This is a genomic window from Commensalibacter intestini A911 (genome assembly GCF_000231445.1).
Classification (GTDB): domain Bacteria; phylum Pseudomonadota; class Alphaproteobacteria; order Acetobacterales; family Acetobacteraceae; genus Commensalibacter; species Commensalibacter intestini.
The window spans coordinates 457,862-472,454 of record NZ_AGFR01000003.1 but is presented as its reverse complement, the minus strand read 5'-3'; the positions used below and the strand labels follow the sequence as shown (position 1 = coordinate 472,454).

Sequence of the window (14,593 nt, the reverse complement as noted above, 5' to 3'; positions counted from 1 at the left end):
AAAATATGATAGATCTGTTTAAATGAATATATTCCGATCCTCTCCAAAAGGCGGTGTCACAGATGAGATGGCACGCGCTGCTATTGCAAAAACAGCTGCTCAAGAAGTAGACAACAAAGATACTTTCCCCTTCCAAGAAGGCGATGCAATCGTCTATGCTGCCCATGGCGTTGGACGTGTTGATCGTATCGGTGTCGAAGAAATCGCTGGCACAAAGCTAGAAATGATACAAATTTCATTTCCTGATAATCAAATGACCTTACGTATCCCGTTATCAAAAGCTAAAAAAGCTGGATTACGTAAAATTGCTTCTAGAGAAATTGTTAGTAAAGCAATGTCAACAATCAAAGGTAAACCACAAAACAATAAAGGTATGTGGGCCAGAAGAGCTGTGATTTATCAAGAAAAAATCAACTCTGGTGACCTGATCCAAATTGCAGAAGTTCTCCGTGATCTTCGACGCAATGTTGACAGTTTAGATGGTAGTTTCAGCGAAAGAAAACTTTTCGAAGCTGCTCAAGAACGATTTGTTGCAGAAGTTGCTGTGTTAGAATCTAAAGACCCCGCAACTGTTTTAAGTGAACTCACAGAAGTGATGAAATCTGCTTAATATATTCAATTATTTATTAATCCATCACAGAGGACTCTTTAGTCCTCTTTTTTTTACTGTTTCTTCCCTTGTATAAAGAACGATAGCCACTTATTATAGTCATTAAAAATAAATATAATAAGGCTGTATTCGTCATGTTTTTTAAAAACAAACAATCTGTAGCATTATCTAACACTCAACAACAACTGATCGCTCAATTAACAACTATCGTTGGTCAACGGAGTATCATTACAAATCCAAGTCAAATGGGTTTATTTTGTAATGGCTTCCGGTATGGATCAGGGAAAGCTATTGCTGTTGTGCAACCTCATACATTATTAGAGCAATGGCAAATTTTAAAAGCGTGTGTGCAAGCCAACGCTATTATGATTATGCAAGCAGCGAATACAGGCTTAACAGGTGGATCAACCCCTGATGGCAATGATTATGATCGTGACATTGTTTTAATTAGCACAATGAATATGAAGAAAATCTTTCTTCTCAATAATGCAGAACAAGTAGTGTGCTTACCTGGTTCCACTTTAAACGAGTTGGAAAAAAAACTAAAACCTTACCATCGTGAGCCTCATTCTGTGATTGGCTCTTCTTGTATTGGGGCATCCGTGCTCGGCGGTATTTGCAATAACTCTGGAGGCGCTTTAGTTCAACGCGGTCCTGCCTATACTGAAATGGCTTTATACGCTCAATATACCAAAAACGGCGATTTAGAGCTCATCAATCATTTAGGAATTGATTTAGGGAACACCCCAGAAGAAATCCTGACACGTTTAGAAAATAATCAGTTTAATAGTAACAATTTGCAAAAAACCGACAAGCACTGCTCTGACCATCATTACAGAGAACATGTATGCCAAGTCGACTCCCCTACTCCTGCACGTTATAATGCTGATCCTACACATTTACATGAAGCTTCTGGATGCGCTGGAAAGTTAGCTATTTTTGCAGTGCGCTTAGATACATTTCCTCAAGAGAAAGAAACACAAGTATTTTATATTGGCACTAATAATCCTGATGAATTAACACAAATCCGCTATGATTTACTTTCTAAACATATTGTACCTATTTCCGGAGAATATATTCATAAAAAAGCATATGATATTGCTGCTATTTACGGAAAAGATACGTTCTTATTTATCAACTATTTGGGAACGGACTATATTCCCCTACTGTTTAAACTTAAAAATCGCTTTGATTATTTTACAAAAAAATTAAGTTTTTTACCTTTGCATCTCAGTGACAAAGTGATGCAATTTGCCAGCTCTTTATTTCCTCAACACTTACCTGCTCGTATGAATCATTATGCGAAAACATATGAACATCATTTACTTTTAAAAGTGGGTAAAGACGAAATTAAACAAATCAGAGATTATCTCAATAATTTCTTTAAAACACATTCAGATGGAAATTTCTTTGAATGCACTGCAGATGAAGGGAAAAAAGCATTCTTACATCGTTTTGCAGTTGCAGGCGCTGCGGTACGTTATCGTGCTATTCATCATAAAACAGTAGAAAATATCCTGGCTCTTGATATTGCTTTGCGTCGGAATGATAAAAATTGGACAGAAACGCTTCCCTCTGAAATAGAAGAAAAATGTATGCATAAACTTTATTATGGTCATTTTTTCTGCCATGTTTTCCATCAAGATTACATCATTTATAAAGGACATGATATCTTTACGTTAGAAGACGATATGCTAAAAATTCTAGATCAAAGAGGTGCTGAATACCCTGCAGAACATAATGTTGGACACTTATATCACGCCAAAAATTCTTTAAAAGAATTCTATCAAGAACTAGATCCTTGCAATGTCTTTAATCCTGGCATTGGTAAAACTAGTAAATTAAAAAACTGGAATAATCCTATAAATTTTGATAAATAAAATTTATATTTCAAGTTTCATTTTTTACTAATAGATCTGCAATGAAAAATTTTTCAACATTCCCTGATGATACTTTAATCAAAGAAGCAAATTTACTATTACATCAAGGGGAATTTGAAAAATCATTAAATATGTTGCTTCCTTATAAAAATTATAAACTTAGTCAAAGCATTATGACGTTAATTGGTATTGCTTATGCAGGTTGTAATTACCCCAAAGAAGCTGCTTATCACCTTTGCATAGCACAACAATTAAAAGATAATCCCCAACGGCATATTTGTAGCGAGTTAGAAGCTTATTTAGGTAGTTATAATTTATATTCTTTTATTTTTCGTGTCTTTGAAAAAGCTTTTCTTCATCAGCCTAAAAATGAATTGCTGCACATTGCTTATGCTGATGTTTTACAACACACAAAACATCCTGCAAAAGCAATTTTATATATAAAAAAATGTTTAGAATTTTCAAAAAACAAAGATCGCTTATTAAATATTCTTGCAACAATTTTTTTTGAAGCAGGAAAATATTCATCTGCAATCAAACTATATCAAGAGTTAGAAAAACGTAACGAGAATAATATTACAGTTCTCGCCAATCTTTCATGTTATTACAATGCAATAAATGATACAAATCAAGCTTTAATGTATTCTCGCAAGGCGATTATGCTTCAACCGTCATGGGCTGCATTACGCGTAAATTATTCAATTTGTTTACTCAAAGCAGAATGTTATCACCAAGGATGGATTGAGCATGATTGGCGTCTTGCTACCCCTAATCATTCTACTTTACCAAAAGATAAACTGATTCCCACCTTAACGGATACTATGGACATCACAGGCAAACGAATTCTTCTTACTCAAGAAGAAGGGCTTGGAGATACATTAATGTATATTCGTTTTGTTCCTGAATTAATTAGACGTGGAGCAATCGTAGAATTGTGGATTGCAGAAACCATGAAAGGATTGTGTGAACGCATTAAAGGTAAACCAAAAGTTAAAGTTGGTGGTGAAGATCCTCCTCCTTTTGACTGGCATTGTCCTTTCATCAGTTTACCAAGGGCATTAAGCATAGATCCAAATCAAGAGAAATTTACTTCCTACTTAAGTGCAGATCGTAAAAAAGTCGCTTACTGGAAAGAAATCCTTCCACAAACGAAAAAGTTCAAAGTAGGCCTCGTCTGGGGGGGATCACCACATCCTGGCGACGTTAATGCTATGATGACAGATAATAAACGTTCTATTCCTTTACAAAAACTCATTCCGTTATTACGATCTGTCAAAAACGCTACTTTTATTAGTCTACAAATGGGAGATCATACTGATGAGATTCATGATCTTCCAGAAGATGTTTCTATCTTTAATCCAATGACTGATGTTAAAGATATGGATGATACTGCTGGAATTATTAAGAATTTAGATCTTGTTATTTCTGTTGATACTTCTGTTATTCATTTAGCAGGAGGATTAGGTGCAAAAGCAATACTATTAGATCGTTATGATAATTGTTGGCGTTGGATTTCTAATAAAAAATATAGTCCTTGGTACCCAAAGATAAGAATTGTACGTCAAACACATCCAAGAATATGGAGTGATGTCGTAAAAGAAACCACTTCTCTTTTACAAAAAATGGCTAATAAACACGAAGAATGTAAAAGTTAGTAATCAAACTTATATAATAGTCCAATACTACTACCAGGATCATTATCCGGCGTCACAAAACCTGTTCTGTCTTGACCTGTCCCGACAGTTGCCGTTGCTTTGAGACGCTTGGTAATGTCTACTTGTACTTCGGCCTGCGTTCCCGCCGTTCCTGTCGATTGTTTAGCTCCAAGATAAACCCCTTTCATCACATACTTACCTGCAGAAACACTTGTACCCGTACTAGAACCTTTACCGTCACTGCTACCACCACCAACAGACAAACGATCTAACCCTAATGTTTTACGAACGGTTCCCATAGGATCAAATCCACTACCTTCGCCACCTAATGTCGCTAATGCAACACCAATTTCTGCCATTTGAGTTGTAGAAAGACTCTGAGAATCAACTCCAAATAATAACATTGCCAAAACACGATCTTGAGATAACGGTGGGGAAGATGTTAAAGCAATCTTTGGTGAACTGGCATATCCAGTAATTGCTAGACCAACCGTGTTCCCTTCCACAGATTTTTTAACTTCAAAATCTAAAGATGGATCAATTTTATGATCGACATTACTTCCTTTAAAACCAATAATCCCTTTAGTAAACTCAAGAGAAATACCTGCCATATCAATATGACCATTTTGCATTTCAAACCCTCCACCAATTTGTGGGGCATTTGCGGTTCCTCCAATATGCAAAGAACCTGCCATATCCGTAAATAATCCAAATCCACGTACCAAAATTTGACCAGCGGATTTAATAGTTAAATTCAAAGCAATTTCAGGCCCTGAGCTACTTGTTTCCGTTGTTTCTATCTTCTCTCCTGGACGAATAACTTTTAAAGGAACGATTGAGCGTGCCATCGAATGCGGAATATTAATCTCAGCATGTATAATCTTTACAACGCCATCAACATCAATACGGCTTTTCGCCATTCCTTTGATATTAATATCGCCATCTAAAATTGCTGTCAGCATATCACTGACTAATGGTCGAGCATTTTTCATTCCAAAATGAATATTCACAGGCATCCCTGGTTGAAACACACCGACTTGACCATTTGCATTCATCATGCCATCTCCTGCTTTTGCAGAAAAAGACTGCAAAATAATTGCATCTTTTTGTCCTATAATCGATGCTTGCATATTTCTAATGCTGACACCTTGAGCATAATCTCTGAAACTACCATCTGTTAAATTAACATGCCCAGTAATAACAGGCGACATCATATTACCATTCACCTGCATCGCCATATTCACTAGCCCTTTGACCTGCTGTGCCGATGCTCCAACAATCGCATTTGCAACAGACAAATCAATATCGCCATTTAATTGTAAAGCTAAATTACCTTTAGGTTGTAGCGGTGCGGTGCCTGTAACACTCACATTAACCTTTTTGCCTACTTGTAACTTTGTATCTAGCTTTGCCGTATTTCCATTTAAATTCGCTTGTGCATCTAATTGAGCAGGAGGCAACGAAGCCGCTGGCCCTGTCATTAACTGCATATTATGAGCAGCAACCTGAATATTTCCCAGAGGTTTCTCAATCGTTCCTTGTAACTTTGCTTGCACATTAATCACCCCTTTAGCCTGTAAATCAGGGGCAAAAGGTTTGGCTAAAGCCGGGGTAATATTTTGAATAGAGGCTGTTAAAGCGAGTTTTGGCTTAACTGTTCCAGCGATATCAATTGTCGCAGCGGAAGCACCTGTTGGAGCAACCGACATTCTTAATCGATTAACGCCCATTTTCTCACCAAATTCAGCTTGAACAGGAGAAAGTAAACGAATATTTTCTCCCTTTACCAACGCCGTAAATTTCTGAAGCGCAACTTGTTGCTTTGATAGATTTAACGTTAAAGCCGTATCAATATTTCCTTTGGCATCCAACAAAGACGGGAAATTGCCATTAACAGCCACCTTAAGATTGTCTAAACCACCATTTACCATCACATTCGCATTACCCGTAACGATATTTGGAACTTGTAACTGGCTAGCTTGCAATTTCAAATCCATATTGGGTTTTTCAATAGGATTATCGATAGACCCCACCAATGTTAATTTACCAATTTTTGCCTGAGGCACACTAATCTGACTATTTAAATTAATGACAACTTTAGGAGTGTTCGCAGATAACGTATGAATATCTAAATGAATATTCCCATCAATTTTTTGGTTCACTAAACGACCAAAATCAGATAGTCGCGCAACATCTAACTTTATCGTCCCCACAGGTAACATCGTTTTTTCAGGTAACTGAACATCTGCCACGGCCTTTAAACCACGCCACTCCATTTGTTCCAGTTTTAAATAATAATCTTTTTGATTTTGAGCTAATCCTGCTTGTAATTTTATATTCACAGGCGTTTGATCTAAACTTCCCGTCAAAGCAACGACTGCTTCAGGCTTTGCCGGTAAGTGCTGAGCATTCGCAATCAATTCTAACTGGCTAGGACGCAACGCGTAACCACTTTTTGCTGTTGTGCTAAGCGTCGTTGTGAGTTTCAATTGTGCCGCAAGATCTTGTAATGAACCATCAAGATTAACTTGTGCATTTGCTTTCCCTTTGACCATCGGGGCTGCTGCAGATAAGTCTTTGACTTCTACATTCAATAAACCTTTAACTTGTTCCCCGATTAAAGAACCCTGAGCATTCAAGCCAACTTGCTTGCCATTAAAGGACAAAGATTGCAATGTTACTTTTTGCTCTTTTCCTTGAATTACTTGGGCGTGTAATCCAATATGCCCTTCTTGCCCTACCATTTGCACAGCGATAGGAAGACCTCCAGTAATTTTTAATGGCCCATCCAAATCAATATGAATTGGTTTTTTAGGATCTTCTGGAAGCGAGAACGCCATATTTAAAACAGCAGAACCTTTTAAATCAACATTTCCAGCCTTTGCCAATGGAGCCAATTGTGGAGCAGATAGATCCAAGCTGCCATGCAAAGAAGGTTTGACATAAACACGCCCAATGACTTTGACTAATTCATGATCAAGTTGCAAATCAACAGGCTCATCTTTTTCGGTTGGATGATAAACCACATCTAAAGATAATGGACTTCCTGCTAATAATCTTGGCTGACTTCCAGGAATACGTAATCCATCAGCAGTCAAATTTAAATGAACCCAAGGATTAAACTTTGCCTTGTCATCCCCTATTGATGCTAGATCTTGTCCTTTAAACCGCAGGATTAATTTATTAACCATCGCATCATTAGCAACCAAGTCTGTTAACTCAAATTTTCCTGAACCTGCTGGTGCTTGAAAGGAACCATGTAACTTTGCATCTAAATTCCATCCTCCCCAACCAATCGTCGGACTAATCTTCATTGCCGGAGATTGTCCAGATAAAGAAATATTCATTTTAGAATGAATAAGATCCACATCACCTTTAACATTTAAATTAGTTTGCGTTGCGGATAAATCCACTTGTGTTTTTAATTGATCAAAAGGCCCTTGTAACCCAACATTAAGCGATAATGGTGTCAGTTGATCTGTTTCTAATAAACGTTCTACCAAACCATCAGATTGCCTCTTTACATTAATTTTCAAAGAAGCCTGATCAATTTTCTGCTCACCAATATTCGCAAGCAATTGCAAGTCAGTGGCTTGATTAAGTTCCCATAAATGTACAGATAAGTGAATATTCGATAGATCCTGTAAAGATTCTACGCCTGCAACCTTTAACACATTTGCAATTGCAACTTTCCCTTTGATCCCAACAGACAGATCAAGAGGAGCCACTTTATGAGACACAAACAACTTATCAACTTGAATATCATTAATATTCGCAGCAACTACAATATCTGGAAGAGAACTTGAGCTACTATCTGATGTTTCCTCTTCACTAGAGGATGGCAAATCATAAACATTAATTTCTTTGGCATATAATCGATCAACATGGATTTCTTTGGTCAATAATGCCAATAAAGAGCAATCAAGCTCTGTCTGTGTTAAAGACAACCAAACACCATTTTTAGGATCTTTTAATTCTATTTTTGCAACCCTCAAATGATTAGGGAATGAGCCAGACAACCCACTGACCTCTACAGTATGATCTGTTAAGCTTCCAATTTGCTTGGCCAGATAATCTTGTCCTTTTTGCGTATTCACAAAAATCATCAAGCCAGCCACAGCCGCAATGACTAAACCAATAATACCCCCAAACAACCATCCAAGAACCCATAAGACACGATGGCGTTGTCGCCATTTTTTCTTCGGTGTTTTTGATTGTTCACTTGTTTGTTGGTCTACGGGTTGCATTAGAGTTTGTCTCCTAGGCCAAGATAAATATGTATTTTATCACTATTCTGGTCAGTCTGAGGCAATATAACAGAAAAATGTAAAGGAACGAGAGAGGCACTATAGTCACCACCATCTTTACGTTCCATACTGCCACTAATTTTTCCACCAAACTGAAAGTCAGCAGGCTTATCGGGTCCAAATAAACGGAATTTAGGCTTGGTCATAAAAGCAGCTTTTAATGTATCCAGATCCATCATTTGAGAGAGATTACGAATTTTTATCTGTCCATCAACGGCAATATAAATATTACTTTTAGCAACCTTGTCTGAAATGAATAGTTGATCAATTTGTAAATGCTGAATATCCACTGTTAAAGGCATATTTACCAACCGACGTTCGCTTTTAGATACATTTCCTTGCTCTTGCACCTTTTTAGGTGGAAGTGCTTCAAAATTCACTTCTTTGGCAATCAATGATTGAATCGTGAGATTACCATTTAATAAAGCCAAAGGCGACCAGTTCAGTTGCACTTGCTTAATGTCCAACCAAACACCAACATCATCATTTTTAAATTGGATCTCTGCAATTTTAAGATGACTAGGAAAAAATCCTGTTAATCCCTGAATTTCAATGTGATCATGAGTGTGTGCTTTAATTTGAGCCACAATATAGTTTTTACCAATGGATGTATTCACAAAAGCAAATAAACCACCCATCAATATAATGAACATGATAAAAAAAGCGACCAACCCAATAATCAAACACCACCATGAAGGATGCTTTTGACGCCATTTTTGTGATTTTATAGCTGTTTCTTGTTCAACTAACATAATTAAAAAGTCTCACCTAAACTAATATATACTTCAAACTTATCCCCTCTAGGTGGACGATTAACTGGTAAAGCAACGTCAAAGCGAATAGGGCCTAACGGTGTATAATATTTCACACCAGCACCTACACCAACCCTTAAATCTCCTTCAAAAGGCATACTTTTTTCGCTGACCTGTCCTGCATCCATAAAGGTTTGTGCACCAAAAGATTCCGTTATTTTTTGTCTAAACTCAATGGTTCCTGCATCCATTGCTTTACCACCAACGGCATACTTCGTACCTCTAAACTGAGGACCAACACCTTGGAAACGATATCCTCTAACCGTTGAAGTCCCCCCAGCATACATCCGTTGATCTGGAGGCATATTCATTCTGGAAGCCCCTTGAATAGTGCCAACCGTGCCTCTGAACGCAAAAATACTATCACCAGGCTTCGTCAATCCAATCTTTGCAAGATCAAAATAGGTAGAAGCACTCCCTTCTAAAATTGCAAAGAAAATAGCTCCATCACCAAAAGATTCAGTCGGTGTTAAAGAAACATTGCCTTTCATTCCATGAGTAGGCGACATCATTGGGCTAGCCAAATCAGTACTATCATAACTGACTGCCAATGGAATATTGATCATGGTATAATCATTTTTCATATGTTGTTGAATAATCCGCTCTTGCATTGCCCCTAAATAAACAGATGCTTTCCAACGTTTATTTATTTTACGATTCAGCCCGCCTTTAACTAGTAAAGCCGTTTGATTATATGAATATAATTTTTGTTTTACCGCCTCAACACGAGCGTTAAAATCTTGATCTCTACGCAAATAATCTGGCTTGGTAAAGTCAGCATAAACATCATACCCCAAGCCTTTTTGTGCAGTTCCCCCTACACCTGTCGCAAGGGCAGCAATATTTAACTTCTCGGCATTTCCAAATAAATTACGATGCGACCAACGCACCCCTGCACGTCCACCTAAATCTGTAGAATAACCTGCCTCAAAACTAATCGAATGACGTTTTGCTTCTTTAAAAGTCAAAATTAGAGGTAAACGACCATTTGCATCCACTTTGCTGGCTGCGGTTGCATCAATACTTGAAAATACACCTAAAGAGGATAAATCCTGTCGAGCAGATTCAATTTTAGAAGGTTGATAAAGTTGCCCATCATGCAATAGTAAACGCTTCCGAACAAAATCTTCGTGAACCTTTTTTAACCCTTTAAACTCAATATTACCAAGATCCACCACTGGGCCTGGATCAACATTATAAACGACATCTATCGTTTTTGTATCTGGACGTAGATAAGCCACAGGATCACTGACTTTTGCCAAAGCATGCCCATCTTCTTGTAATGATGTTAATAAACGCCCTTTTGCGGCAACAACATCTGCAGAAATAGCAGGCTGTCCAGATTTTAAAGCAAATGCTTTTTCTTGATCCGCAGTTAAAGTAACAGGAGTAGAAATAACTTTAGGCATAGACTTTGATGCAGTGGATTTCATAATAGATCCAGCGGGAACTTGTGGTTTATTATTATCGACCACCTCAACCTTTCCCAAATGATATTGATCCCCTTTATCCACACGGATTACAATGACAGCATCTTCTTTTCCTGGAATTTTACCAATAAAATTTGGAAGATCTGGATTATCCCCATCCATTGTATTCGTTAAATTCGTTACATGATGAATATCAGATTGTGTTGTATCTTTTTTTTTCTTTTTCTTTGTATCTTTTGAATTAGAATCAGATAAAGCTTGAGAGGCCCCTACTTGCATTTGTATCTTTGCATTATAATATCCGAAACTATCCATTGCACTTTGTAAACGATCATAATCACTCTTTATACGCCCAGACAAAGCAAAAGCACCAACAGCTTTTGTTTTTTTTAAGGACACAAGATTTGAAACATCGGACAAGGTTGCATCAATATCTGCATTACCCGTGGGGCGGATTTCTACTCGGTAAGTCTGAGGATCTGCTGCCATCACCGTATAAATAGATGAAATCATTCCAGCTGTGACACCCCAACATAAATGAGAAACAACCTTAGGTAATTTTATCTGTTTAAATAATTTATTATATTTAGATTGCAGTTCAATGAACAACAAAAGCTTATTCCTCTATATCAATCATTTTATTCATACATATTTGACGTAATATGTATGATTATGCTTTCAAAGCGATATCACAAAGATGATCTCTTTTAGCTATTAAAAGAGCCTGAGCTCTATGTCAAAGTATTTAAAAACATATAATTATGAAGAAAAGATGCCCTATAACAAAATATATCCTGATCAAAATTATTGTGGCACATATACAACATTTTCATATCATAGTAAAAAACGGCTTCTTGTAGTTCCATTTAACTTCTTATAGAATGCTAGAAAATTACCGACATAACCTCTTAAAAACCTTAGCAATAAACAGTTGTAATACCTTGAAATATAAACATTTTTTAAAAGAAAAATTACATAATATTTTTTTTAAACCTTCATCTCCACAAGTGAACAATCTTTCTTTGCGCTCTTCCAATATTAAAAGTAATTTCCTACATTTTGATATCCATCACCTTCCTATTGCTTACCCTCATTTTTTATCAGGTGTGTCCAACCTATACCAACGAATCAGAGCAACTAGAAAAATTATAATTATCCTAACGTTTACCGTTTTATCTATCCCTCTACAAAGTCTGCTTATTAAACTGCCTGGTTCTCCAAAAATTAACTTCGCACGCTTTTATTGGCGAACAATTTGTCGCTTATTAGGTATTGATCTACGTATTTTTGGAAAAATCGAAGAACAACACAAACAATTAACAAAGAACACTAAAAAACGTCCTATTATTTATATTGCAAATCATACTTCTTGGTTAGATATTGCTACTATTGGAGGTTTAGCTCCTGGTGCTTTTGTTGCGAAAGAAGAAATTGGATCTTGGCCTATTATCAGTACTTTATGCCGTTTAGGGCGTGTACTTTTTGTAAGCAGACAGCGTCAATCTACAGTTAAAGAACAACAGACGATGGAAAAAAGGTTAGAGGATGGCGGAAATCTTATCCTATTTCCAGAAGGAACTTCTACCGAAGGGTCACATCTTGCACCATTCTTGTCATCTTTTTTTGTTCTTGCCAAACCAATAAGCAAAAATATTTCTTATGAAATCCCCCTTATTCAACCCATATCTATTGTATATGATCGTTTAGGGATGCTACCAGTTAATCGCCTACGACGCCCAGTCTACTCTTGGTATGGAGACATGGAACTGGCCCCACATTTATGGGATTTTTGTAAATGGTCTGATATGAGAGCTTCTATTATTTTTCATGAGCCACTAGATCCAAATGAGTTTAAAAATAGAAAACAACTTGCTCAAAAATCATGGGATATCATTACAACAGGAACTGCTTGTTTACGGCAAGGAAAATCTGATGAAGAAATCAATAAAACAATATAAAAACTAACAGTTCACTCATGAAAGTATTTTTATGATAATTTTTATAGATTCTTTTTATTAACTTAAAAGGAATCTAATTATTTATAAACTCTAAGGTTTTGAAATATGACATACTCCTCCCCTTTGCCACATAATGTAATTAAACCTTATGTTACAGGAGCATCGCTTAGCCTTTCCTATACACATGGTCATCTCGAACAGATCGATAATGCTATTTCCAGTTTCCTTCAAGGAACAGGAATTATCAAAGCACCAACATTATATATCAATCTGTCTCGTCCTGCATTGGTGGAACATGCCATTCAAAACCAAGAAGGTTCTTTATCAAAAGACGGTGCTTTTGTTGTTAAAACAGGCCGCTTTACGGGACGCGCTGCAGAAGACAAATTTATTGTTGATGAAACTGAGGTTCACGACCATATTCAATGGGGAGATATCAACCATAAGCTCTCTCCTGCACATTTCACTCAACTATTATCCGAAGCCAGCGGATACCTCCAAGGGCAACCTCTTTATATTCAAGATCTCTATGCTGGACGCGATGTCAATTACTGCACTCCTATCCGCCTCATTACGACCAGTGCTTGGCATGCTCTTTTTGCTAGAAATATGTTTATCAGGCCAGAAGACTTGGATGAAAATGACAAAGGGGCAATTCAACAAAATAGCAAACGTCCTTTCACCATTTTACACGCGCCTCATCTATATTTAAATGCAGAACGATGTGGCACGCATGGGCCCACCGCCATTACCACTTCTTTTAAAGAACGTTTAATTGTTATTTGTGGGACTCAATATGCTGGAGAAATCAAAAAATCTATTTTCTCCGCAATGAACTGGCAACTTCCTGCTGAAAATATCTTGCCAATGCATTGCTCTGCAAATATTGGTAAAGAAGGTGATGTAGCAATTTTCTTTGGCCTTTCAGGAACAGGGAAAACCACATTATCTTCTAACCCAGAACGTATTTTAATTGGCGATGATGAACATGGTTGGTCAAAGACAGGGGTTTTTAACATCGAAGGTGGATGTTATGCAAAAGTCATTAACCTGAGTAGAAAAACAGAACCAGAAATTTGGGACGCTTCTTTACGATTTGGATCTGTATTAGAAAACGTTATTTTAAATGATGATGGCTCTCCTGATTTTTATAATAACTCTCTCACAGAAAATACCCGCTCTTGTTATCCTGTTGATTTTATTCCAAATGCATCAACTTCAGGAAAAGGTGGGCAACCGCTGAATATCATTATGCTAACAGCAGATGCTTTTGGTGTTTTACCTCCGATTTCAAAGCTCACCACCGCGCAAGCTATTTTCCATTTCTTAATGGGGTATACAGCGCGTATCGCTGGCACAGAAAGTGGATTAAGCAAAGAACCTAAAGCAACCTTTAGCCCATGTTTCGGCGCACCTTTTTTACCAAGATCTCCTGATGTCTATGGTGCTCTTTTAATGAAACGCCTAGAAGAAAACCCTAAAGTCCAATGTTGGTTAATTAATACAGGGTGGAGCGGTGGTCCTTATGGTATTGGAAAACGTTTCTCTTTACCTCATACGCGTCAATTATTGCATATGGCTTTAAATCATTCCTTGAATAAAGTTACTTTCGAAACAGAAAAATATTTCGGGTTACAAATCCCTAGCGCTGTCGCTGGAATCCCGACAGAGCTTTTAAATCCTGTGAATTGCTGGACTAATCCGCAAGATTATCACAAACAGGCAGAAGATTTAGCTCTTCGCTTTAGAAGCCACTTTGAAACGCTATCAAAGAGTTTACAAGGAGTTATTCGCTTTGAGGGGGATATTTTTTCCTCTAATTTAAGTGTAAAACATCTATAAAATACTTGTATCAACCCCTTTATTTTTATACAAAGATAGCTTGGTTCATTTTTTCTTCTTAAAAGATCCTCGCTATCTTTTTTTATTTATAATAGGCTG

8 protein-coding genes are annotated in these 14,593 nt (G+C 37.0%); 5 read left to right on the top strand and 3 right to left on the bottom strand.

From position 1 onward, the window contains the following. The first annotated feature begins 22 nt into the window (after window positions 1–22). From CIN_RS02490 to CIN_RS02480, 3 genes are all read left to right on the top strand, one after another. Window positions 23–610: a CarD family transcriptional regulator gene (locus tag CIN_RS02490; protein WP_040363709.1), complete on the top strand. Its 588-nt coding sequence runs from the start codon at window positions 23–25 to the stop codon at window positions 608–610. 134 nt (window positions 611–744) lie between these two features. Beyond that, entirely contained in the window at window positions 745–2,490 is a 1,746-nt protein-coding gene (gene dld, locus CIN_RS02485) for a D-lactate dehydrogenase (RefSeq protein ID WP_008853480.1), read from the top strand. A gap of 41 nt (window positions 2,491–2,531) precedes the next feature. Further along, the gene (locus CIN_RS02480; protein WP_008853479.1) at window positions 2,532–4,145 is read left to right on the top strand and encodes a tetratricopeptide repeat-containing glycosyltransferase family protein; all 1,614 of its coding nucleotides are present in this window, start codon (window positions 2,532–2,534) and stop codon (window positions 4,143–4,145) included. On the opposite strand, the gene CIN_RS02475 is transcribed toward CIN_RS02480, so the two are convergent. Genes CIN_RS02475 through CIN_RS02465 form a run of 3 tightly spaced genes read right to left on the bottom strand, consistent with a single transcriptional unit; the run spans window position 4,142 to window position 11,303 of the window. Next, window positions 4,142–8,392 carry a translocation/assembly module TamB domain-containing protein gene (locus CIN_RS02475; RefSeq protein ID WP_008853478.1) on the bottom strand — a complete coding sequence of 1,417 codons (4,251 nt, stop codon included), beginning with the start codon at window positions 8,390–8,392 and terminating at the stop codon, window positions 4,142–4,144. The genes CIN_RS02480 and CIN_RS02475 overlap by 4 nt on opposite strands. After that, window positions 8,392–9,204 carry an AsmA family protein gene (locus CIN_RS02470; protein ID WP_008853477.1) on the bottom strand — a complete coding sequence of 271 codons (813 nt, stop codon included), beginning with the start codon at window positions 9,202–9,204 and terminating at the stop codon, window positions 8,392–8,394. Before CIN_RS02470 ends, CIN_RS02475 begins: the two co-directional genes overlap by 1 nt. Before the next feature lie 2 nt (window positions 9,205–9,206). After that, the gene (locus CIN_RS02465) at window positions 9,207–11,303 is read right to left on the bottom strand and encodes an autotransporter assembly complex protein TamA (protein WP_245527806.1); all 2,097 of its coding nucleotides are present in this window, start codon (window positions 11,301–11,303) and stop codon (window positions 9,207–9,209) included. A gap of 332 nt (window positions 11,304–11,635) precedes the next feature. On the opposite strand from CIN_RS02465, the gene CIN_RS02460 reads away from it, so the two are divergent. Both CIN_RS02460 and pckA read left to right on the top strand, forming a co-directional pair. Continuing rightward, complete coding sequence (locus CIN_RS02460; RefSeq protein WP_050798316.1) at window positions 11,636–12,652, top strand: lysophospholipid acyltransferase family protein; 1,017 nt, start codon at window positions 11,636–11,638, stop codon at window positions 12,650–12,652. Between the two features lie 105 nt (window positions 12,653–12,757). Then, complete coding sequence (gene pckA / locus CIN_RS02455) at window positions 12,758–14,494, top strand: phosphoenolpyruvate carboxykinase (ATP) (protein ID WP_083813307.1); 1,737 nt, start codon at window positions 12,758–12,760, stop codon at window positions 14,492–14,494. The last annotated feature ends 99 nt before the right edge of the window (window positions 14,495–14,593 follow it).